20 protein-coding genes are annotated in these 22403 nt (G+C 45.7%); 4 read left to right on the top strand and 16 right to left on the bottom strand.

From position 1 onward, the window contains the following. Positions 1-214: 214 nt before the first annotated feature. From C0033_RS25015 to C0033_RS24955, 13 genes are all read right to left on the bottom strand, one after another. Positions 215-901: an RraA family protein gene (locus C0033_RS25015; protein WP_103230579.1), complete on the bottom strand. Its 687-nt coding sequence runs from the start codon at positions 899-901 to the stop codon at positions 215-217. Next, the gene (locus tag C0033_RS25010) at positions 882-1997 is read right to left on the bottom strand and encodes a UxaA family hydrolase (protein ID WP_103230578.1); all 1116 of its coding nucleotides are present in this window, start codon (positions 1995-1997) and stop codon (positions 882-884) included. The genes C0033_RS25015 and C0033_RS25010 overlap by 20 nt, the downstream gene beginning before the upstream one ends. 17 nt (positions 1998-2014) lie before the next feature. Next, positions 2015-3193: a UxaA family hydrolase gene (locus tag C0033_RS25005; protein ID WP_103230577.1), complete on the bottom strand. Its 1179-nt coding sequence runs from the start codon at positions 3191-3193 to the stop codon at positions 2015-2017. A 17-nt stretch (positions 3194-3210) separates the two neighbouring features. Further along, the gene (locus tag C0033_RS25000) at positions 3211-3546 is read right to left on the bottom strand and encodes a UxaA family hydrolase (protein ID WP_146043813.1); all 336 of its coding nucleotides are present in this window, start codon (positions 3544-3546) and stop codon (positions 3211-3213) included. A 16-nt stretch (positions 3547-3562) separates the two neighbouring features. After that, complete coding sequence (locus C0033_RS24995; RefSeq protein WP_103230576.1) at positions 3563-4300, bottom strand: SDR family oxidoreductase; 738 nt, start codon at positions 4298-4300, stop codon at positions 3563-3565. Positions 4301-4312: 12 nt separating this feature from the next. Then, positions 4313-5521 carry a uroporphyrinogen decarboxylase family protein gene (locus C0033_RS24990; RefSeq protein WP_103230575.1) on the bottom strand — a complete coding sequence of 403 codons (1209 nt, stop codon included), beginning with the start codon at positions 5519-5521 and terminating at the stop codon, positions 4313-4315. Continuing rightward, positions 5518-6639: a GntR family transcriptional regulator gene (locus C0033_RS24985; RefSeq protein ID WP_103230574.1), complete on the bottom strand. Its 1122-nt coding sequence runs from the start codon at positions 6637-6639 to the stop codon at positions 5518-5520. The genes C0033_RS24990 and C0033_RS24985 overlap by 4 nt, the downstream gene beginning before the upstream one ends. A gap of 26 nt (positions 6640-6665) precedes the next feature. Beyond that, entirely contained in the window at positions 6666-7994 is a 1329-nt protein-coding gene (locus tag C0033_RS24980; RefSeq protein ID WP_103230573.1) for a lactate racemase domain-containing protein, read from the bottom strand. After that, positions 7988-8452, bottom strand: coding sequence for an HIT family protein (locus tag C0033_RS24975; protein WP_103230572.1), 465 nt, complete (start codon positions 8450-8452; stop codon positions 7988-7990). The genes C0033_RS24980 and C0033_RS24975 overlap by 7 nt, the downstream gene beginning before the upstream one ends. 43 nt (positions 8453-8495) lie before the next feature. Further along, positions 8496-9566 carry a sugar ABC transporter substrate-binding protein gene (locus C0033_RS24970; RefSeq protein WP_180994891.1) on the bottom strand — a complete coding sequence of 357 codons (1071 nt, stop codon included), beginning with the start codon at positions 9564-9566 and terminating at the stop codon, positions 8496-8498. 74 nt (positions 9567-9640) lie between these two features. Then, complete coding sequence (locus C0033_RS24965; RefSeq protein WP_103230570.1) at positions 9641-10618, bottom strand: ABC transporter permease; 978 nt, start codon at positions 10616-10618, stop codon at positions 9641-9643. After that, positions 10615-11628 carry an ABC transporter permease gene (locus C0033_RS24960; protein WP_103230569.1) on the bottom strand — a complete coding sequence of 338 codons (1014 nt, stop codon included), beginning with the start codon at positions 11626-11628 and terminating at the stop codon, positions 10615-10617. The genes C0033_RS24965 and C0033_RS24960 overlap by 4 nt, the downstream gene beginning before the upstream one ends. Continuing rightward, positions 11609-13126 (bottom strand): sugar ABC transporter ATP-binding protein, encoded by a 1518-nt coding sequence (locus C0033_RS24955; RefSeq protein ID WP_207656893.1) that lies wholly within the window; start codon positions 13124-13126, stop codon positions 11609-11611. The genes C0033_RS24960 and C0033_RS24955 overlap by 20 nt, the downstream gene beginning before the upstream one ends. 498 nt (positions 13127-13624) lie before the next feature. On the opposite strand from C0033_RS24955, the gene C0033_RS24950 reads away from it, so the two are divergent. From C0033_RS24950 to C0033_RS24940, 3 genes are read left to right on the top strand one after another with little or no spacing between them, the layout of a single operon-like run. Next, a complete protein-coding gene (locus C0033_RS24950) occupies positions 13625-15121 on the top strand; it encodes an altronate dehydratase family protein (protein WP_103230568.1) in 1497 nt (498 codons plus the stop codon). Positions 15122-15132: 11 nt separating this feature from the next. Then, positions 15133-16083: a sugar kinase gene (locus C0033_RS24945; protein ID WP_103230567.1), complete on the top strand. Its 951-nt coding sequence runs from the start codon at positions 15133-15135 to the stop codon at positions 16081-16083. 14 nt (positions 16084-16097) lie between these two features. Continuing rightward, positions 16098-16745, top strand: a complete 648-nt coding sequence (locus tag C0033_RS24940) for a bifunctional 4-hydroxy-2-oxoglutarate aldolase/2-dehydro-3-deoxy-phosphogluconate aldolase (RefSeq protein ID WP_242984593.1) — start codon at positions 16098-16100, stop codon at positions 16743-16745. 115 nt (positions 16746-16860) lie between these two features. Here the strand turns inward: C0033_RS24940 and C0033_RS24935 are convergent, their stop codons facing one another. Beyond that, positions 16861-18171, bottom strand: coding sequence for a glycoside hydrolase family 28 protein (locus C0033_RS24935; RefSeq protein WP_103230566.1), 1311 nt, complete (start codon positions 18169-18171; stop codon positions 16861-16863). Between the two features lie 22 nt (positions 18172-18193). Further along, complete coding sequence (locus tag C0033_RS24930; protein ID WP_103230565.1) at positions 18194-18844, bottom strand: YigZ family protein; 651 nt, start codon at positions 18842-18844, stop codon at positions 18194-18196. Positions 18845-19009: 165 nt separating this feature from the next. On the opposite strand from C0033_RS24930, the gene C0033_RS24925 reads away from it, so the two are divergent. Then, positions 19010-21667, top strand: a complete 2658-nt coding sequence (locus tag C0033_RS24925) for a transglycosylase domain-containing protein (protein ID WP_103230564.1) — start codon at positions 19010-19012, stop codon at positions 21665-21667. A 305-nt stretch (positions 21668-21972) separates the two neighbouring features. Here the strand turns inward: C0033_RS24925 and C0033_RS27265 are convergent, their stop codons facing one another. Then, a complete protein-coding gene (locus tag C0033_RS27265) occupies positions 21973-22146 on the bottom strand; it encodes a hypothetical protein (RefSeq protein ID WP_180994890.1) in 174 nt (57 codons plus the stop codon). Positions 22147-22403: the final 257 nt, after the last annotated feature.

Here is a 22403-nt window from a genome sequence, read left to right as displayed (position 1 = left end):
TATAACATCATAAAGGAAGTAATGCAACAAATAATTTAAAAAATTGAGTTTTTTCGATGAACTTCTTCTATTTACAGCGGCCATAACATGAAAAAAGCTTGAAATCTCATATAAAATATGATTTCAAGCTTTTGGTCGGAATACAGTTATACCGTAAAATAGTTCTCAAAACTCATGAAAATTATCACAATTCGGCCTTTCAACAATTTTATCACTACATAATACCGTATTCCTCAAATGTTTCTGCTGCAGTTTTTCCAGCCATAATTTCCTTCAAAACCAGCTTTTCCCCTACCGCTTTTTGATATGCCCTTTCCGTCACCTTTGATTCAATTTCTTTCGGTATCACCACCACTCCGTCAATGTCTCCAAAAATGATATCTCCGGGGCTGACGGTAACATCACCGAACAGAACCGGGACGTTATAATCGATTACCTTTCCTCTGGGCGCCTGATCCTGGGCATAGCTTCCACAGGAAAATACAGGGTAGTCCAGCTTTAAAATTCCATTGGTATCCCTGATATAGCCGTTGACAACCGCCCCGGCAGATTTCAGCTGGTGTGCTCTGGCAGCCATGATCTCTCCTACCAGGGCATATGACCGACTGGAACCGCTGCATATATAAACATCGTGTTCTTTTAAACTGTCGAGCGCTTCCAGCATCAGACCAAATTTTCCCGACAGCACCGGGTTGTGTCCCTTCAGCTCTTTTGTCACGTCCGCTTCCAGTACTGGCATAGCCCGGCCGGCCAAAACAAATGCCGGATCCAGGGGCCGGATATCGGGAGGAAGAAATTGGTGTATATATCCCATTTCATCCATAATGTCACCGACCACAGCCGTATATAAAACCTCTTTCATCATATCAAACAGCTCACCGTCATTTTTCCATACAGCCATCGCAGCTCCTCCTGTTCTGCGCATTCTGAAACAGAAGCGCATGATCTTGTCCATTTTTCTCCGGGCAGGTAAGCGCTCCGCTCATAGTCCGGGCAATCAGGTCCAGAATCTGTGCCGTCGTTTCCTGAGACGGATCGATAAACCAATCCACATCTTCCCGCATTCTCTCTTTTGTATTTCTATTTCCCGTCATAATGAGAGTGGGCGTTACCACACTGCTTACCGGAGTCCCTCTGCCGGTAAGCATCAGATTCAGAACCGCACCATTTCCCGCATACTGCATCAGTTCCCCCGCCACACCGCCGTTTAAAGGACCTTTCATCACACCATAATCCTGGAGAGCATCAGAAAACCAGATACCAGGGCCCTGCGGAATCTGCGCCAACTTCACGCATCCGGCTAAATATTTCATCAAATATGCCTCTACAGCCGTTTTCTTTTCTTTAAAGAAACCGGACAAGTGAGGTGTAAAGCAGCGTTCAACTTTCATTTTTAATTCTGCCGCATCCGGGCTGTTTTTTTCCGCTTCATCCAGATGCAGACCGCATAAATAATGGTCCGCCAGCAGAATGGCAGCACCTTGGGACATCAGACTGGTTAATACCGCTTCCAATAAAGGCAGACAGCTAAAAACTGTTTCGTCACAGGCTGATATGGAAAGGCCGATGGCCATACCGTTTAAACTGACGACTTCTTTTTGCACCTTCTTCAGCTTTCCTGCCAGCTCATAGCCTAGTTTCACTCCATTTTCAATGCCTTCGCGGGTTCCCAACTGCTGTCCATAAATCATTTCCGCTTCCCGTCCGTGATGTTTTGCAAACTCCGCTATTTTATCCGCCTGAATGAACTCGCATCCATGCCCAACCACCAGAACAGCTCCTACATTGGGATGGATGGAAAGACGGAGCAACTGGTCCACCATGGACTGATTGTCATAGCAGCTTTCATTTCCCGCTACATCCACATCCAGCCCGGCCTGACGCAGCTTCCTGCCAATCGATTGGGCAATAAACGCGCTGCAGTTCACCGTATACAAAACCAGCAGTTTATTTCTTATCCCTGCCGCTTTACTGTTTCTTCGATATCCGTTTATCATGAATTTGCATCTCCCGATTAAAACTGTACCTCATAATTCAGTACTCCCTCGCTGTGCCCATTTAGTTCTCCTCTGCATCTTTTTCCGCCGGCGGTTTCCACTATCAGTTTTAAAAAATCTTCCAATACCTCAGGCCTGCTTTTTTCTCCGGTCAAAAGAACTCCCGCGTTAAAATCAATATCCTCCTTCAGCCTTTCATATGTATCCGGATTGCCGGTCAGTTTGATTACCGGTCCGACCGGATTGCTGATCACATGACCGCGCCCTGTGGTCAGAAGAGTCATATGGGCTCCGCTGAGCAAAAACATCAAAGTGCTGCTGGCATCGTTTGAGATAGAAAAACCGCAGTTTAATTCCGAGTCCGCCATACAGTCCAGATGCCAAAGGCCAGGGTGGGCAGGCTGCTGGGTTATTTTCAGAACTCCCTCAATGGGGACGGTGCCGCTTTTTGCCACCGCTCCCATGCTTTTTTCTTCAATGGTTGTGAGCCCGCCCCTGATATTGCCGGGTGAGATGGAAAACTGGTCCGTTTCCATTGCATGACGGTAAAACTTATCATAAGTGGCAGCTATCTGCTGCCTGACCTTATCGGAAGCACAGCGGCCGGTCAAAAGGGATTTTAGTCCCATAGCTTCATACATTTCCTCAAAGATTACGGTTCCTCCATGCCCGGTGATATAATCCGTAAATTCTCCTACCAGCCGGTTGGCAGCCAGTCCGCTGGTAAAATCAGAGCCTCCGCATTCTATGCCAAAAACCAGCTCAGACAGATCAACAGGCGCTGTGGGCGTATGTTTCAATTCCTGTATAAAGCGGCTGACAATGAGCCTTCCTGCCTCTGTAGCTCTCCTGCTTCCATATTCCTGAATCAAAATCCTTTCAGCCAGACGACCGCTGTCCGCTGCTGCTTTTACGATTTCGGCTCCATCCGTTTCCTCACAGCCATTTTGAACAACTAAAACTGCTCCCACATTGGGATGGACAGCAAATCCCGTCAATTTTTTTCTCATCAAATCATTTGTGCGGCATCCTTCGCTTCCGAGCACGTCAATGTTATCATTTTTCTCAAAACAGGCCCTTATCCCTCTGGCTGTGGGCGCCGCACAACTGACCGTATAGAGAATCAGGACTTTATTTCGGATTCCTTTTCTGCCGTCTTTTCTCATAAATCCCCGGATTTCACAAGTTTTTTCCATGTTCCCGCACCTTCCGCTTACCGCAAGCAGTATTCAATATCTTTAGGAACCGCCGTATTTGTGTCAAAACCTCCGCTCCTTACATCATACAGACTTGCCAGATTATGACTGTGAACCAGTGTCCCTTTTTCAATACTGGTTTTTGCTTTTCCGATACAGACTCCGTACTTATATATTTTTTCGTCTTTTTCTATATCGCGTAAAGCTATCTTAAACCCGCACCCTATCGTTTCTTTTATCTCTATTTTCATGGAACACGCGCCGAATACGTCTCCTGAACCGTTCTCCATATCTCCCAGTGCGGTTGCGACATCGTCTCCTTTATCCACCGCATAAAACCCTTTCCTTATCATAAACGGCCGCTTTCTTCTATTTAATAATGTTCCAGCCGATGTTCGTCGGAGAGACATTGATTTCGTGAATTGATATATTGGAAGATGAAGCTGCTACATACAAAGCGGCATCAGCTATATCCTGGGCCTGTATCCATTCCGGATGCTGTCCCACGGCGTCAGGCCTGAATTTTGTGTCTGTATTTCCCGGATTCAGCAGAGTCACCCGGATATCATAATCCATCAGCTCAAATGCCATACAGCGGTGAAGCCCCATCAGCGCCCATTTGGATGCAAAATATAATGCGCTGTTATTAGCCGCGTCCTTTACAGCGGCCATGGAGCCAATGCTGATAATCTGTCCCTGCCGCTGTTCTTTCATTTTGACAGCTATTTTCTGAGTCATGAGAAACAGGGCTCTCACATTCAGATCCATCGTCGTATTGTATTCATCCACGGAATATTCTCCAAATGAATGGAAGATTCCAAGACCCGCGCAGTTTACCAGAATATCCACCTTATCAAATGTTTTAAGCGCAAACTCCGCCGCCGCGTCCACCTCTTGCGGATTTAAAAGATCGGCCGCATAGTATACAGACTGTATCCCCTGCTTTTCCAGCTCTTCACAAAGAGTTTTAAGCCGGTCTTTGCTTCTGGCGATCAGGCACAGATTTGCGCCTTCTTTCGCATAAGTTCTGGCTATTGCCTCTCCCATGCCGCTGCTCGCTCCTGTGATTACTACGTTTTTATTAGCTAATTTACCTGTACTGTTCATTCTTCTATTCCTCTACCCTTTATATTTTTTTGCGGTTTCATAAATTGCAATAATTTTTTCCGGCGGCACATCGTACTGGATATTGTGGATTTGGGTGAATATAAATCCTCCGTCCTTTGAAAACGCTTTAATCAGACCGTCCACATGTTCCCGCACAGCCTCCAAATCATCAGTCTTCTGCACAAAATCCTGCATATCCGCTCCCCCGCCCCAGAATATGATCCGGTCTCCATATGCTTCTTTTAGCCGATCCGGGTCCATTCCCACTGCGCTGACCTGTACCGGATTGAGCAGGTCCACCCCTGCCTCTATCAGCGATGGGATCAGGTCAAAAATTCCTCCGCAGCAATGAAGAAGTACCTTTACCTCGGGACATATATCATGAATGTAGGAATACATCTCTTTATGATACGGCATAATCATTTCCCGATAGGTGTCCACGGAGATCTGAAGCCCGCTTTGGGCTCCCAAATCGTCAAAAAACTGGACTGCCTGAATTTTATCTCCCACAAGAGGAAGCAGGTTCTTTAGATTCTGCAGATAGGAATCTGTCAGTTTCCGGAAATATGCATGCATTATTTCCTTATTAACTATTAGATTGCAGTAAAAATTCTCATAATTAAAATCTCTCTGTCCCTGTTCAAACACGCTGCCGCCAAGGCGGAATACGATGGACTTATCCGTATTGCAGTAGAGTTCTTCAATCTCTTCCCTAATAAATTCAATTTCATCTTCTTCCATCAGGGGAGGAGGATAACCTTCCAGATCTGAAACCTCTTCCGCATCCTCCAGCAAATGAGCGGTCTGGTCATAATAAAATCCATGCGCCGGCATACACGCATAGGGAATCCCGTTTACATAGATATACTTGTTACCCTTCTCATCCGTAACCGGATTCAGTTCAGACGGCACCAGACAAGGCGTTCCATCCGTCATTACGGATTCCTTCCATGATTTAGAACTGATGCCAAAGCGCAGGCGCATGGGCAGGGCCTGTACAAAATCCCCTCCCAGCGCCTCGATTACATCCAGGTCCGGCTGAGCGGTCTGCTGAAAAATATCGTTTATCTTTATCATACGTTCAGGAAGTCCCAGCGCCTTTACCAGCTTTGCATAAGCAACCGCACTGATTCCGCTGGACGACATTCCTCCAAAGTCGATGGCTATGCCGTCCGTTATTTCCCTATTTAACAGCTTTTTCACCTTTTCCCTTGAATTCATTCCTTCCTCCGTTCTGCCGGACGGTCTTCCGGTTCCTTTATAAGCGGTTTTACAGTTCCCCGGATCACCAATTTCACAGGCATTACAATTTTTACTCCCATATGGTTCTGCACAAGAGCATTTTTGTAGGCCAGCTCTGTGATAACTTTTGCAAAATGCGAGGTATTGCCGTCAATTGTGGTTAAATCCGGCTCTAAAAACTGCAGCTGTTCCATATTATTCATTCCTATAATGCTCACGTCTTCCGGAACCGACATCCCTAAATCCCGGAGCGCCTGAATCGCTCCGATAGCCATAATGTCATTACAGGCAAAAACTGCGGTCGGCTTCTTAGGACAGCTTGTGAATAATTCTTTTGTCCTGTTATAGCCGCTCTGCATCGTCCAGTCGCCTTCGACGATCCAGTCCCTATACAGCTTCATCTTGAGCCGTATGATAGAGTCGTGAATTCCTGCAAGCTCATCTCTTGTCGCCAGATAGCCGTCCGGCCCCCGTAAAACGGCAATCCGCCGGTGTCCGTTTTCATAGAGGTATTCCATAGCCATACTAGCTGAGGAAAAATAATCATGCTGAATGGTTGAAAAGTTTTCATATAACTCGTTTACCAAAAGAACCGGAATATTGCAGGCGGCAGCGCGCCGGATCATATTTTTAGGAACCTTTGTGACAAAAACAGCAGTCAGAAAATTATTTCTTCTGATGATGTCCTCGATATTGGTATTTTCATGGATCGGATAAGAGACCAGCTGCAGTCCCCTCTCACAGCATTCCTGGGCGAGGTAATAAAACAGATCGGAATAATAAGGTTCTGTAATTCTTTTATCACTTCCGATTTTTTCCACCATAAATATGCCGATGGAATCCCCTCCTGTGCTGATAATCCTGGAAGTTTCCCGGTTTTTGCTGTATATCACTTTACTTCCCATCCCGGGATATTTCTCCACCATCCGGTCCTTCACAAGGAAATCAAGCGCTCTTCTGACCGTGGTTCTCTCCACGGAAAAACGTTGGCATAGTTCTCGTTCCGTGGGAAGAAAGCATCCAGTTTCATAGGTTCCGCTCACAATTTCCTGCTTTAAATTGTTGTAAATATTCTGATATAGATACTTATATTCCATATTGCCTCTCGGTTCTGCTATTTTCTTCACACCCCATCTGAATTATCAATCCCGGTGTTAATCAGATATCCATCCTGGTCAAATATCAGCTCATGCGGACCGCGGACCAGTTCAATATCCTTCCTGTCCTTTATCAAACGGTACAATTCCTCTGAAACCTCAATCTCATGAAGTTCGGACGTGTTTCTGATATGGGCCATCCGTATCTTTGAAAAATCCACACCGCTGCAGCTTCTGATTGCCAGTAAAACAGCATCTCTGTCGCAGTCAGCGTACATGGGCATCTTACATCCCTGAATCTCAGTGGAGGTGATGAGGTTTGTCCACACTTGCGCCCAGTCAATCCCCCTCATACAGCGAAGAGTCGTAACATCTGCTTCCGCAATTCCCGAACCATTGTGATGGCTCTGCTCCGTCACCCCCAAAATAACCATTTTGTTAAGCTCTAAAATGTGACGGAAGGATTCGTCCGATCCATTGGCCCGCCCCGTCACATTGGGGTCCTGTCCGTAACCGCTGATATTTTTGCCGATTTCATCAATAACAAGCACATCCAAACTGTCAAATTTAAAGGTTGCCAGCCGCTGTTTTGCCAACGCCAGCAGCTCTTTATCCATTTCCATAATTTTTTCCGGTTCTGCCGCTTCAATTGCGCAGATTTCATCGTATGCGTTTTGAACCAGGCCGATACCAAATGCTACCGGAGCCTTTTTAAGAAATATTTCGGCCGCTTCGGGAACCCGTTTTGAAAATTCACTGAATCCCTGCAGGTGAAATGCGGATGCTCCGATATGTTTTGCCAAGCCGATAGCAATCATTTTTGCCAGGCCGCTTTCATGTTCCCCCCTGAAATCCGTATGGGGTTTTACTTTGTTCAGAATCACAATACCATCCGATTCAAATGCCAGTTTGTCGCAGTATAAAGGTGTGCCATTGGACAGTTCCCCATATTGGACCACTTCCATGGAGGCCATAACCGGAACTCCCATGCTCTCTTTTGTGATGCCGTAGCCTGCTAAAATCCCGCTTTGTCCCTCTGCGGTTCCCCCGCCATGGCTTCCCATGGCGGGAATCAGAAACGGTTTGGCATCCCACGCCTTCAGCTGGTTACAGACCGTCTTTACAATTACATCCAGATGAGGTATTCCCCTGCTGCCCACAGTAACGCAGATTCTTTTCCCTGCAAACCATTCCGGATTTTTAAGTTCCCACTTCATACGGCTGCGAATGTGTTCCGGTATATCCCCGATCGCAGAGCTGTCGTAAATCTGCCGGATGGTAACCATTCTTGGAATCCGTACCTGGTCCATTCCCTGTACGATTACACCGCTTACTTTCGGAAAATCGATCAGCATACGGCATCCCCCCGGCTCTTGAATGCGTTCTCATATATCCCGGCCGCATCTCTGATTTTATGTATCATGTTTTCATATTCATCATCTGTAAGAATTACAGGAGGCTGCGGATTCATCTGGAAGATTCCGCCCCAATCCGGCCCATCCGGATACTTGGGAGTGATATGGCAGTGAAGATGGCTCATTTTATCCGCATACATTCCGATATTCACCTGCCCCGGGCGAAATACTTCCGTCATCAGGGCAGCAGTTTTTTGAACTGCATGAAAGAAATCACTACATTTTTTCTCTTCCATTTCGGCAATTTTACCTATATGCTCATCACAGGCCAGCACAACTCTCCCATAATATGTTTGGTTTTTCATAAGATAAAGCGGAAATCCTTCTATCTCGCAGACCGGCAGCATTATCTGCCTGAGTTCCTCACCTTTATCACAATACATGCAGTTCTTGTCCATTCTATTCGAGCCCTTTGTCCTTTCTAAATATTTATCTGTTTTATTAATAAGCCGGAGGATACTCGCCGGCATTATCAACGGTGATCACCGGCAGTTCCATGGATATGCTCTTTTCTGAAGGCACCTTTTGATTAATCACAATGTCATTAACGATTTTCATCGCTCCGTCTGACTCTAAAATCGGAGACTGATAGATGGTGCCCAGATAATTCTTTCCTTCTTTGATCGCATTCAGATTAGCTTCCTGCCCTCCGACAGATATAATCTGCACCTTTTCGTTTTCTCCTGATAAATCTTCCTGCACTGCCTGCAGAGCTCCATATCCAACTGCATCGTCGATGGCCCATACCGCGTCAATCTGCCCAGAAAATTTTGTTAAAAATGCCGCCATATAGGTCTTTCCGTTTTCAGCGGACCAATTGCAGGATGGAGATACTCCAAGGCATTCAAACTTATAGTCTTTTTCAGCTGCCTGATCTTCAAATCCGGCCAAACGCAGACGCCCGACTTCATCCGACGTATCCTGCCCTAAATGAACATAGTTACATCCGTCCGGATATTTTTCATGAAGCAGGTCGGCAGCAAGCTGGCCTTCCAGATAGCAGTCCGGCCCAAAATAACAGGTATAGTACGGTTCGCCTTCCTCGGTCAGTTTTTTATTGCAGATGACCAGAGGAATTTCCGCCTCCGATATCTTTTTAGCGGCGGCAATCAGAGCCGTTCCATCAATGGGCTGCATCATAATACAGGCAGCTCCCATGGCGATGGCTTCCTCTGCCTGCTGGGCCTGAAGTGTTGGATCGTTTTGGGCATCAAAAGCGATCCATTCCACATCCGGATACTCCACCGCTTTTTCCTTAAAGTTGGAAAAATAGGCTCCGCTGTATGCAGAGGTGGTCTTGCTCATCAGAAGGCATACGATCGGACGTTCTGCTGCCGGCGTCTGTGACGCATCCGCTGCTTCCGTCGTTTTTTCCTCAGATGAAGCTGCCGTTTGAACTTCTGTAGTCTTTTCGGCTGCCGTCTGTTCGGCTTTTCCCCCATTGGTGCCACAACCGGCTAATGCTGCTGTCAAACAAAATACCATAAATAAAGCTGCTGCTCTTTTTCTCATATCTCTCCTCTTTTCTGCGCTGTTTTTTCTCCATGTGTTTAGGGAACAGCGCGGCCGCAAACACATATATCTTTTTAATCTTTTTTCTTTTCAATGGATGCCTTATTGAAAAGAAGGAACATTACCAATATAATTCCGATAATACCAATCTGAAGGTTTGCCAGCGATGCATCCACCTGATACAATACCTTCTGGATCAGCTGCATCGCGCATACTCCGAGAAATGCGCGGAAAGCGTTGCCATATCCGCCTGTCATCGCCAGTCCGCCCAGCACACAGGCCGCTACCGTCTGCAACGAATACCGTTCCCCAACAGCCCCATTCCCGGCTGAATTGAGCGCTATTATAAACAGTGATGTTATCGCCCCACATAAGCCCGATATAATATAGCAGATAACCGTCACCCTGGTCGTATTGATACCGGACAGCGCAGCCGCCTCTTTATTGCCTCCAACCACATAAACGCTCTGCCCGAATTTCGTGTATTTAAGCAGTATGCTGGCTGCTGCCAAAACGATAATCAGGGCCGCGAATGGAAGGGTAATTGTAATAAATCCCAGGTTCAATAATTCCATATCATAAAGGCCTGCCAGGGTTTTATTATAGCTGAATACCGGCTGCCCGCCGCTGACGACAAGGCCAACACCTTTAAAAACCATTTGGCTTCCCAATGTTGCTATAAATGGGTTCATTCCCAGCTTTCCTACAATTATCCCGTTGAAAATTCCGGCCAGAACGCCGCCTGCCACTACGAATATAACGGCCGGAATCAGACCGATCTTATTGGATGTAATCACTCCAATCACGGTAAGCATGGACACGATCATTCCGATTGACAGATCATTGCAGCCCAAAAGCATGACAAAGGAAACTCCAATGGCCATGAGCCCCCATACAGACACATTTTTACTCAAAGTCGTCAAAGACGCTGCGGAAAGATAAGTCTTTGAAAAGAAACCGGGTATGATCAGCAACAGAATGCAGATAATATAAACACAATTCCTCATCAAAAAATTACCGGATTCTTTTAAGGAGAGTTCTTTTTGCTTCATGATTTCTTCCCTCCCTGCTTTCTGTCAATTAATCCGTTCATCAGAATAACCCCAAGCATCAGCGCGCCTCTGATTACCCACTGCACATTGATATTGACATTAAACTGCACATAGAACAATGCCAGAACTCCCAAAAACAAAGAGCCCAAAACCGTTCCTATCATGCCTCCCGCTCCACCGGTCAGCAGTGCGCCTCCTAAAACAACCGCCACAATCGCATCAAATTCTTTTCCCACTCCCATCAGCATATCCCCTGATTCCGTATAGGAAGCGATAAATACACCTGCTACCCCGGACATCATTCCTGAAATCATATATACAAACACAATCATACGTTTGGAATCTATGCCGGAAAAACGTGAGGCAGTAGGATTGCCGCCTACCGCATACACCTTTCTTCCAATAGTCGTTTTATGCAGGATGAATCCGAGAATTAAAAATACAAGCGTAATAAATACGATTGGAAATGGTATGATCCCTGCTATCCTCCCTTTTCCGATAAAACGGAATATCGCAAGGCTTTTCGGGTAAACGGTTCCTCCACCGTTATATAAAACATGGATGGACTGGATAATATAAGCCATTCCCAAGGTACATACAAAGGCATTCAGCCCGCATACACCCACTAAAATTCCGTTTATCATCCCCAAAACCATGCATACCGCCACCGGAGTGAGGATGGAAATCACGGAAACCGTATTTTCACCGAACAAGTCAAAATACTTATTTCCTACCACACATGCGATAGATGCCGCGAACTGCATCATACATCCGGTTGACAGATCGTTATTTCCACTGATAATTACAAAGGTCACTCCGCTGGCAATCAGCGCCGTGCTTCCCACCGCCAGAATAATTTTTATCAAATAATTATAGGCGGAAGCTCCGCTCTTTAAAATTGCCGGGCTGTGAATACATTGGGCTGCCAAAAGCAGAATAATTCCTCCTAACAGCACAATCAATCGGATATTTTTCGCCCAGTCAATTTTTTCAAGTCCTTTCCTGTTCATGCTTTCTACCTCCCAGCGCGGCTTCCATTACGGTCTGGCTGCTGCATTTGTCAATTTCCATATCTCCGGTCATGCGTCCCTCTGACATGGTAATAATCCGGTCACTTAGACCCAATGCCTCCGGAAGCTCTGAAGAGATGACGATGACCGCCACCCCTTTTGCAGCCAGTTCATTGATCAGACGATAGATTTCCGTCTTCGCTCCCACGTCTATGCCTCTTGTCGGCTCGTCCAAAATCAGAATCTTAGGGCTCATCATCAGCCATTTTGCAATTACAACCTTTTGCTGATTGCCGCCGGACAACTCGCCGACCGTTTTTCCCAGATTCGGAGTTTTTATATTGAGATATTCCCTGTACTCATTGGCTATCCTGTTTTCCTCCTGCATTCTTGTAATTCCAAACCTGGCAATTTCATTCATTTTTATAATCATCGCGTTAAATCGAACGCTGAGCCGCAAAATCAGCCCCTGCTGCCTCCTGTCTTCCGGCACAAAACCGATGCCGGCGCCAATTGCTTGCGCAGGAGAATTCAGCTTTCTTCTTTTTCCGTCAATATAAACCTCTCCGGCGTCTGTTTTTTCTATTCCCATCAACGCTGTCATGACTTCTGAGCGCCCTGCTCCCACCAGTCCAAAAAATCCTAACACCTCCCCCCTTTTCACCTGAAAGCTGATGTCTTCAAATACGCCTTTTCTCGTCAGCCCTTTTACCTCCAGAGCGACCTCTCCCTTTTCCACCTTCTGCTTGTTATAGTAGTTTTCAATTTTTCTTCCTATCATGTGGCCGATTATCATATCCTGACTCACATTTTTGTCATTTGGAAAGGTTATAATCTTTTTCCCGTCCCGGAATACGGATATTCTGTCGGATATCTGTATAATTTCTTCCAGCTTATGAGATATGTAGAAAATACCGATTCCTTTCTCCTTCAGGGAACGGATCACACGGAATAAAACCGCAGTTTCATTGCCGGTAAGGGAGGATGTGGGCTCGTCCATGATTATCACCTTCGCTTTTCTGGAAACCGCCCGCCCAATTTCAATCATCTGATGCTGAGCAACAGAAAGGTCTTTGGCAATCGTTTTGGGAGACAAATCCATTCCCAAAAGATCCAAAACCTCCTGGGCATCCCGATACAGCTTCTTATAATCCACAAATCCATACTGATTCACCGGCAAATTACCTAAAAATAAATTTTTCGCTACATCCAGCATGGGAACTATGGTCAATTCCTGATAAATACAGCTGATCCCTAGTTCAATGGATTGATGTATATTTTGAAACACAGCCGGTTTTCCTTCAAAATAATACTCCCCTTCATCCCGCTTATACACTCCGGTGAGAACCTTCATAAGCGTGGATTTGCCTGCGCCGTTTTCACCCACAATTGAATGAACCTCTCCCTTTTTTATATCCAGGTCTACGCCTCCTAATGCCTGGACACCCGGAAAATATTTACTGACGCCTCTGACCTCTAAAATCACATTCTGGTCCAAAAAGAATACTCCTTTCTCTTGTAAAATAAATCCATTTTCAATTGACTACCTATATGCAACATGTATCTTATCCCTGCTTTTATGATAGTTTAGCGGTATTTAGAAATCAATATTTTTTGAAATATTCGTCATATTACAGGTATTTTTTTGTCTTTTCTTGTATGTTTTGCATAATTAATGATATAAAAATAAGTTCTTTGGTTCTTTTTGGTTTTTTTCGAAAAGATGGAAATTTCCATATTTTTCCAATATTAACTTTAGGGATTGTAGTTTTTAGAAAACCGTGGTAGAGTATAAACAAATCCATTTAAATCTAGCAGTCAATTGACACCGATTCTTATATCCTATCCCTATTGATTTAAATTTTTATTCCAATTCCCTAAATGATCCATAACTTATATGCAGTCTTATCCTTTTTGTTTTCTGCCTGTCTGCAGTCACTAAAAAAGAAAGGATGTAATTGTTAGCGTACTGAGCAATTACGAAAGGACTATAAATATGCAGTATGAAAACCTATTAAAAATACAGGAAGACGATAATGTGGCCATCGCTCTTACCGATCTTTTGCCAAACCATGTATACAAAATTGCCGGCCAGGACATAACCGTGACTTCCGAGATACCAAAAGCCCACAAGGTAGCCGTCTCCCTGATAAAAGAAGGAGAATCCGTAATAAAATACAAAACTCCCATCGGCCGGGCCACAGAAACGATTCACCCTGGTGATCATGTGCACTCTCATAATATGAGCACCGGATTAAATGGGATCACCGAATACCAATATCATCCCGTAACCCCTGCATCAGAGATGCCGTCCGTTCTTACCGACACCTTTGAAGGATACCTCAGGCCGGATAAACGAGCCGGTACCCGCAATGAGGTATGGATCATTCCCACGGTGGGCTGTGTGAACCGGACAGTCCGAATCCTGGAAGAAAAGGCCCGGTTATTGTATGGAAGCCGTGTGGACGGAATCTTCTCATTTCCTCACAATTCCGGCTGCAGCCAGTTAGGGGAGGACCATCTTATCACACAAAAACTTCTGCGCGGCCTGATCAATCATCCTAATGCCGGCGGGGTCTTAGTTGTCAGCCTGGGGTGTGAGAATAATAATCTGGATGACTTTTTGCCGGTTCTTGGAACTTATAATCCGGAACGGGTGAAGTTCTTAGTTACTCAAAATTGCGAGGACGAGTATGAGGAAGGTTTAAGGCTTTTAGATGAACTAACGCATTACGCCTCCCATGCCAAACGCATTCCTCTCCCTTTAGAGAAACTGCAGATCGGCTTTAAATGCGGCAGTTCTGATGCATTTTCCGGAGTTTCCGCTAATCCTCTATGCGGCAAAATAGCGGATCTGGTCATTCAAAAAGGCGGTACCTGTCTCTTAACTGAGGTGCCTGAAATGTTCGGTGCGGAGCAGGAACTGATGAACCGAGCGGCTTCTGAAGAAATTTTTCATAAAACCGTGTCGTTAATCAATGATTTTAAACTCTACTTTATGCGCTATAACCAGCCTATTTATGAAAATCCCTGCCCGGGCAATAAAAAAGGAGGTATCACCACGCTGGAAGAAAAATCTTTAGGATGCATCCAGAAAGGCGGAACTTCTTTGGTTACAGATATACTCTCTTACGGAGACTATCCTATACACAGCGGATTAAACCTTTTAAATGGTTCCGGTAACGACGCCGTATCCTGCACGAATCTGACCGCAAGCGGATGCACCCTGATCTTGTTTACCACAGGAAATGGCAACCCTTTCGGCGCTCCGGCACCTACCATTAAAATCTCCTCTAATACAGGGCTCGCCCTTCATAAGAAAGGCTGGATCGATTTTAACGCAGGTTTCCTTTTGGAAGGCTCTTCCTTCGATGCGGAAAGGAAACGGCTTTTTTCCTATGTTATTAAAACAGCGTCCGGGCAGATCAGAACAAAAAATGAACTGTCAGGTTACCGAGACATCTCCATCTTCAAAGATGGAATCCTGATGTAGGAGGTGAATTTATGACCGAGATTGTAGCCCTTGGTGAAACTATGGTTTCTTTCGTCCCAGCTTCTTCCGGCCCTCTCCGTTATATACGCCGCTTCGAAAGCCGTATAGCCGGTGCGGAAAGCAATGTTGCCATAGGCGCGGCTAAGCTTGGACATTCTGCCGCCTGGATCAGCGCATTAGGCGAAGATGAATTCGGGCATTACATAGAAAACAGTATCCGGGCAGAAGGCGTAGACACCAGTCATATACATTATGATAAGAATTTCAAAACCGGTATCATGTTCAAACAGATGAGAACGGCTGATGAAACTTCCGTTTTCTATTATAGGGAAAACTCTGCGGCCAGCCACATAAACGAACAGATCATACACCCGGAACTCATCGCTTCTGCAGAAATTTTTCACACCACGGGAATTACCCCTGTGCTGAGCAAAAGCTGCGAAGACGCTGTAAAGGCCTGTGTTTCCATAGCAATAGAAAATGGCACTCTGTTCAGTTTTGACCCTAACATCCGAAAAAAGCTATGGCTGGGCAAGGATTATACCCGTATGGTCACAGAACTTCTTCTCCGTGCCGATATTGTGCTGATGGGACTGGATGAAGCGGAAATGCTGTTCCAAACAGCACAGCATGCACGCCTGTTCGATCTTCTCTTTACCAATGGCCGTGCAAGTTATGTCGCTGTTAAAGACGGAAAAAACGGTGCTGTCATCGCGAACAGAAAGGAACAAGTTCAGGTTTTACCGCATCCATGCTGCTGTATCGATCCCATTGGCGCCGGAGATGCGTTTGATTCCGCATTTCTCTGCGGCATACTGGAAGGTAAAGATCTGGCCACATGCGGACGGATGGGGGCAATTGCTGGCGCGCTGGCCACAGAGACCTATGGGGATACGGAAGGGTATCCCACGCTGAGGATAATGAATTCCGTACTGAATAACCAGTCTGACATTTTTCGATGAAAGGAATATAGAATATGAACATAGTAGATATGATAAATAAGAACCCGGTCTGCGCAATTTTAAGAAAAATTCCGGATAATATCCTTGAAGATTATACCAATGCCGCCTATCTTGGAGGAATCCGTCTGTTTGAAGTGGCTATGAATACGGAAAATGCAGCCAAACAGATTGATTTTCTGCAAAGAAAACTTCCAAAAGACGCAGTAATCGGAGCAGGAACTGTTCTCACCCTCACCGACTGTCATAATGCTCTCTTAGCTGGTGCCCAGTTTTTTTTAACTCCTTCCGTATCCGAAGAAACACTGAATTACTGCAGTCAACTGTCTGTTCCTTTGATTCCGGGCGTTATGACCCCATCTGATGTGGCACTCTGTATGAGATATGGATTTCATTTGATGAAGCTCTTTCCTGCCGGCTGTATGCCGTCTAACTATCTGAAAAGTTTGAAAGGGCCTTTTAGCGGTACCGAATATATTGCAGTCGGCGGGGTCAGCCCGTCAAATATGCAGGAATTTTTCCACCAAGGCTATATTGGGGTCGGGATCGGCAGCAATTTGATTCCAAAACAATATGTGGATGATAAAAAATGGGCTTTGGCCGCAGATTATCTAAAAAAAGCTCTGACAGGCAGTGAAGAGTCACAGCGGCTGTGTGCCCGTTAGAAAAACATCTGTATTTTTGCTGATCTTCTCCTTACCCGGCTATATAACGAAAAAAAGCTTGAAATCCTATTTTACATAAGATTTCAAGCTTTTTTCTTTTCAGATAATATGTGGATTATCTCACATCATAAGTATCTTTTTCAGCATCATTTTCACCCGCTACTTTAAACTTTACGTTTTTCCAGACAATATTTTCCACCACAGCAATGCGGCCAAATTCCGTTACATCCAGATCGACATCTTCAAAGAGGATATTCTCCATCGGCTTCTCCGGATAGGCATTTATGTCAAATGCACGGGATCCGTCTCGATAATCAGGCTTCATCGTGGCTTTTACATTGCGGACAGTGATGTTGCGCACTTTTGGAATTCCCTTTTCATAAGACACTTTCTCCAGCAGCTTCTTCCAATGATCAGGTATCTCCCCCTCATATCCTTCCGGCAGCTCGCAATAGCTGTATTTTGGATGCCAGTTCAGATTCCAGCTGAATGGGTAGCGCACATTTATCATCGTAAGGTTCTCCACTCTGATATCTTCCAGAATTCCTCCCCTTGTCATGGCAGATTTCATGCGGAAGCCACAGTCCGTATTCAGAAATTCATTATCGTGAATGAAAACATTGCGGATTCCTCCGGAAGTTTCACTGCCTAAAGTGACGCCTGCGCCCACCAGCAGACGGCAGTTTTTGATCTCGATTTCTTCCGAAGGGCAGTTAACTCTCAGCCCGTCCGCATCCCGGCCGGATTTGATGCAGATGTTGTCGTCATTGCAGGCAACGGTACAGTTTTCCACCAACACATATCTGCTGGAATCAATGTCAATGCCATCTGTGCTCGGGCCTTCATTTTCTTTTACTGTAATTCCATCCACATGGACCTGCTCGCTGTAGCAGATATGAACATTCCAAAATGCAGATTTTTTGCTGGTAAAATTCTGTAGAACGATATTCTTAGAGCGGAAAACAAGAAGATTTCTGGGTCTGGTGCAGTCATAGTCCGCCACCCAGCGAAGGTCTTTGGCATCGTAGATCCTCCGCATACCGCCGGTTCTGTCCGGCCCCCAGTATTTATCCCACCAAAATTCTCCCTGGCCGTTTATCGTTCCGAATCCCGTGACCTTCACATCTTCCAATTCGTAAAGATTGAGGATTGCGGCCGGCCATTCCATCTCAATTCCGGCAACTCTGGAAAAGATAAACGGATAGGCGGATTCATCCAAAGTACCTAAAAGCACAACTCCTTCTTCCATATGAAACTCCATGTGGCTTCTCAAAAATAGTGAACCGGTCAAGTAAGTGCCTGCCGGAACATGAACCGTTCCTTTACATTCCCCCGCTTTATCAATAGCGGTCTGAATCGCTTTCGTATCCAGCGTTTTTCCGTCTCCTGCCGCGCCGTAATCTTTTGGGTTAAATATTTGATTCATATGATGTTCTTCCCTTCTAAACTTAAAATAATATTATCTCTTTTTCCAGCAAACCGTAATATAAGGGATCGGATTCCTTAATTTTCGCTTTGCCGTTTGTCGCTTCCGTTACCGCAGTTTTAAACTCTTCCACCTGCCCTGACGGAACAAGATATTCTGCGGTGACCGTGTCCGTATAGGAGGTGTCCAAGGCAGCCAGGCCTCTCTGTGCTGCCAGATATTGAAGTTTTCCGATGCCATTATAATCGGTTCCGATCTCTATTTTTCTGGCCAGCTTTTTCTCAACTATGCTGCTGTTTTTAATCCCTTCCTGAACGGATTTGGAATAAGCCCGCACCAGGCCGCCGGTTCCCAAAAGAGTTCCGCCGAAATAGCGGGTTACCACAACACAGGCATTGTGAATGTCTTCGCCTAAAAGCACGTCCAGCATAGGCTTTCCGGCTGTCTGCGACGGCTCCCCGTCATCGCTGCAGCGTTTGATCTGATGGAGTTCCCCTATCACATAAGCGAAACAGTTGTGGTTGGCATTCCAATATTTTTTTCTCATCTCTTCTATAAATAATGTGGCCTCTTCTTCGGATTCCACAGGCCTGGTGGTGGCGATAAAACGGGATTTTTTCTCCACCAGCTCCCCTTCTCCGCCTTCGTATAAGATTTTATAACTTTCGGTCATAGATTCATTCTCCTGAAATTCATAAATATACCATTTTTAACTCATACTAATATATCATAGATACACCGGTCTAACCAGCACTTTACAAAACTTTTAATTCGAAGAGGCCTGGTTGAATTGTTGGAACATATTTGTTATAATGATCCGGTATAGAGGAGGACTCCTATGAATTACGGAAAAATACAAACCGAACGTAAGATACGTTCAGCCAATTCCAAAGCTAAGAAATATGCGTCCAAATTATTTCTCGGTTTTTTTAAAGCCTGCTTTGTCATGTGTATCTTCGCTGTAGTCATGATCGGCAGTATTGGATTTGGTATGATGAAAGGAATTATTGACAATTCTCCTGACGTAGACGTAGAAAGCATCGTCCCCATCGGCTATGCGACCACCGTTTATGACAGCAAGGGAAATGTCACGGACACCCTCGTAACTGCAGGATCCAACCGCCAGGAGGCAACTTATGATGAACTCCCACCGGATCTTATCAACGCCTTTGTAGCGATAGAAGATTCCCGTTTCTGGGAACATAACGGAATTGACATCCGTTCCATTATGCGTGCTGCTACCGGAGTTCTTATGGGTAAGAACAAAGGCGGCGGAAGTACCCTGACCCAGCAGCTGATTAAAAACAATGTTTTCGGCGGCGGTAATGAAACAAGCTTCGGAGCCAAACTGGAACGTAAATTCCAGGAACAGTATCTGGCCCTCCAGCTTGAAAAAACCATGGATAAAAAACTGATCATTACCAATTATTTGAATACCATCAACTTAGGCAACAATACCCTTGGCGTCAAGGTTGCCGCAAGGCGGTATTTTGACAAAGATGTTTCCGATCTCACACTTTCGGAAGCCACCGTCATCGCAGGAATTACGCAAAACCCGGCCCATATGAATCCGATCACCGGAAGGGAACGGAATGAAGAACGGCGTAAAATCATTCTTCAGTACATGTTTGAGCAAGGCTATATTTCCAAAGAACAGCAGGAAGAAGCCCTGGCCGATGACGTATATTCCAGAATACAGAACGTGGATCTAATCACAAAGGAAATGACCACTCCTTACAGCTATTTCACCGATGAACTGACCGCCCAGGTAAAAGAAACGCTAAAAGAAAAATTAGGTTATACGGAAACTCAGGCCCACAATCTTCTCTACAGCGGCGGCCTTGAGATTTACACCACTCAGGACCCGGATATTCAGGCGATCGTGGACGAAGAGATCAACAATCCGGAAAACTACACAGCAGCCAGATATTCCATCGAATACAGGCTCTCCGTCACCCATGGAGACGGTACCACACAGCACTATTCGGAAGAAGGTCTGAAGACCTGGAAAAAGACTGTGGTCGGTGATACTTCTTATGACGGTTTATATGACAGCGAAGAACAGATACAGACAGAAATCGAAAATTATAAAGCTTATGTCCTTAAAACCGACGACACCGTAATTGGTGAGAAGCTGACAAAAACGCTTCAGCCCCAGGCTTCTTTTGTTATCATGGATCAGGCAACCGGACAGGTAAAAGCGATCTGCGGAGGCCGAGGCGAAAAAACTGCCAGCCTGACATTAAACCGGGCCAGCAATACAAAGCGGCAGCCGGGTTCCACTTTTAAGATTATCACTGCATTTGCACCCGCTTTAGATGCCTGCGGCGCTACGCTGGGTACCGTATATTACGATTCGGTTTATACCGTAGGCACAAAAACATTTTCCAACTGGTACAGTCAGGGTTATCTGGGATATTCCAGCATTCGTGACGGCATCATTTATTCCATGAATATTGTGGCCGTGCGCTGTATGATGGAAACAGTCACCCCGCAGCTCGGCGTGGAATATGCAAAGAACCTGGGCATCACCACTCTGACTTCCAACGATTTGAATGCGGCTACCGCATTGGGCGGAATTACAGACGGTGTTACAAACCTGGAATTAACCGCCGCTTATGCTGCGATTGCCAACCACGGTGTTTATACAAAACCCATTTTCTTCACGAAGATTCTGGACCGCAACGGCAAAGTGTTAATCAACAATGAACCGGAGACACATCAGGCATTGAAGGATTCCACAGCATTCCTGCTCACCGACGCCATGGCAGATTCCATGGTAAGCAACCGAAAGTTTGCCCGCTCCGGAACCAATGTTTCTTCCACCAGTACCAGAGCAAACATTCCGGGCATGTCAAATGCAGGTAAAAGTGGTACAACCAGCAGCAATAATGATATCTGGTTCGTAGGCTTTACACCATATTATACGGCAGGTATCTGGGCCGGATGTGACAGCAACCAAAAACTAACTTCAAAAAACGGAGGGACATCTTTCCACAAAGACATCTGGCGCAAGATTATGACCCGTGTCCACGAAGGTATGGATGATCCGGGATTCCCGGTTCCAGACAGCATAGAAACAGCACAGATATGCCGGAAATCAGGCAAGTTAGCTATATCAGGCGTATGTGACGCAGATCCCAGAGGAAACGCGGTATATACCGAGTATTTCGCCAAAGGAACGGTTCCTACCGAAGTATGCAACAACCATATACGTGCTACGGTATGTTCAGAGTCCAGACGGCTTCCAACCGAATTCTGTCCGGAACGCATTTCCGCCACATTTATGTCGGTTCCGCCGGATTCAGGCCAGACAGACGATTCTGTATTTGCAATGCCCGGCTACTGTGATATTCACACCGGAGCCGCAATTGTAGTAGATCCGAACCAACCATCTGAACCTGAAAGTTCTGGCAGCGATATCTCTCAGATCGGCCCCGGATATGTATCACCGTCCACACCCCCGGCAGCCCCGGATGGAGGACCAGGAAATTAGTTTTAACCAAAGGGCGACGCAGTAAGTTGTTTTTTAACGTAGTTGGCGAAAGGTTCGCAAAGAACCAGGAGGCGGAGCCGGAAGGAAACGATCGGAGGGAGAGCCGGACCGGGGAAGAACAATACGGACAAATGGGATCGTATGGAACCCCTTTAGAACTACTTAGACCCGTAAGGGCAGAACGAGGCAGGCCAGCGCCATTCGCAGTGAACTCTTGATGACTTCGCTGCTCAACGGCGCTTTAAAAACTGAGACGGAAATCAGTTTTTACCTGCCTCGTTCTGTCCTTACGGGTCTAAGTAGTTCTAAAGGGGTTCCATACGATCCCATTTGTCCGTATTGTTCTTCCCCGGTCCGGCTCTCCCTCCGATCGTTTCCTTCCGGCTCCGCCTCCTGGTTCTTTGCTGGTTTTCGCTAGCCTGGTTAAAAACAATGTTATTGCATTGGTATTTATGTAAATCCAAATTTGCATAGATCATGAAGGGATTTTCAGAAATGCCTTCAGGTTTTACTTTAATCGTCAAGGCATTTTGCGAAAAGACCTCACCCTTTACATTAAATGGTGAAGGGATTTCTGAAAAAGCCTTCACGCTTGATATAAAAATTTACTCTACCATCCACCAAATCTTTTTTATCCTCAGCTAGCCAAGCAACAGCCGGAAAGAAGGGGGAACCTGGGCGGGCGGCGGACATGATAAGAGATAGGGGCTGCAAACGATCCCCTATCTCTTATCAT

It is taken from the genome of Clostridium sp. chh4-2 (genome assembly GCF_002899675.1).
Taxonomy (GTDB): domain Bacteria; phylum Bacillota; class Clostridia; order Lachnospirales; family Lachnospiraceae; genus CHH4-2.
Note: the sequence above shows the minus strand (reverse complement) of the source record. Positions and strands in the feature narration are given on the sequence as shown.

Excerpts from the sequence above, each read along its gene's own strand:
- C0033_RS24985 (WP_103230574.1), bottom strand. The coding sequence starts at position 6,639 with ATGGAATATAAGTATCTATATCAGAATATTTACAACAATTTAAAGCAG.
- C0033_RS24935 (WP_103230566.1), bottom strand. The coding sequence starts at position 18,171 with ATGAATCAAATATTTAACCCAAAAGATTACGGCGCGGCAGGAGACGGA.
- C0033_RS24975 (WP_103230572.1), bottom strand. The coding sequence starts at position 8,452 with ATGGACAAGAACTGCATGTATTGTGATAAAGGTGAGGAACTCAGGCAG.
- C0033_RS27265 (WP_180994890.1), bottom strand. The coding sequence starts at position 22,146 with ATGATCTATGCAAATTTGGATTTACATAAATACCAATGCAATAACATT.
- C0033_RS25015 (WP_103230579.1), bottom strand. The coding sequence starts at position 901 with ATGGCTGTATGGAAAAATGACGGTGAGCTGTTTGATATGATGAAAGAG.
- C0033_RS24930 (WP_103230565.1), bottom strand. The coding sequence starts at position 18,844 with ATGACCGAAAGTTATAAAATCTTATACGAAGGCGGAGAAGGGGAGCTG.
- C0033_RS24960 (WP_103230569.1), bottom strand. The coding sequence starts at position 11,628 with ATGAACAGGAAAGGACTTGAAAAAATTGACTGGGCGAAAAATATCCGA.
- C0033_RS24970 (WP_180994891.1), bottom strand. The coding sequence starts at position 9,566 with ATGAGAAAAAGAGCAGCAGCTTTATTTATGGTATTTTGTTTGACAGCA.
- C0033_RS25010 (WP_103230578.1), bottom strand. The coding sequence starts at position 1,997 with ATGATAAACGGATATCGAAGAAACAGTAAAGCGGCAGGGATAAGAAAT.
- C0033_RS24940 (WP_242984593.1), top strand. The coding sequence starts at position 16,098 with ATGAACATAGTAGATATGATAAATAAGAACCCGGTCTGCGCAATTTTA.
- C0033_RS24925 (WP_103230564.1), top strand. The coding sequence starts at position 19,010 with ATGAATTACGGAAAAATACAAACCGAACGTAAGATACGTTCAGCCAAT.
- C0033_RS24980 (WP_103230573.1), bottom strand. The coding sequence starts at position 7,994 with ATGCTGATCGATTTTCCGAAAGTAAGCGGTGTAATCGTACAGGGAATG.
- C0033_RS24945 (WP_103230567.1), top strand. The coding sequence starts at position 15,133 with ATGACCGAGATTGTAGCCCTTGGTGAAACTATGGTTTCTTTCGTCCCA.
- C0033_RS24995 (WP_103230576.1), bottom strand. The coding sequence starts at position 4,300 with ATGAACAGTACAGGTAAATTAGCTAATAAAAACGTAGTAATCACAGGA.
- C0033_RS25000 (WP_146043813.1), bottom strand. The coding sequence starts at position 3,546 with ATGATAAGGAAAGGGTTTTATGCGGTGGATAAAGGAGACGATGTCGCA.
- C0033_RS24990 (WP_103230575.1), bottom strand. The coding sequence starts at position 5,521 with ATGAATTCAAGGGAAAAGGTGAAAAAGCTGTTAAATAGGGAAATAACG.
- C0033_RS24950 (WP_103230568.1), top strand. The coding sequence starts at position 13,625 with ATGCAGTATGAAAACCTATTAAAAATACAGGAAGACGATAATGTGGCC.
- C0033_RS25005 (WP_103230577.1), bottom strand. The coding sequence starts at position 3,193 with ATGGAAAAAACTTGTGAAATCCGGGGATTTATGAGAAAAGACGGCAGA.
- C0033_RS24965 (WP_103230570.1), bottom strand. The coding sequence starts at position 10,618 with ATGAAGCAAAAAGAACTCTCCTTAAAAGAATCCGGTAATTTTTTGATG.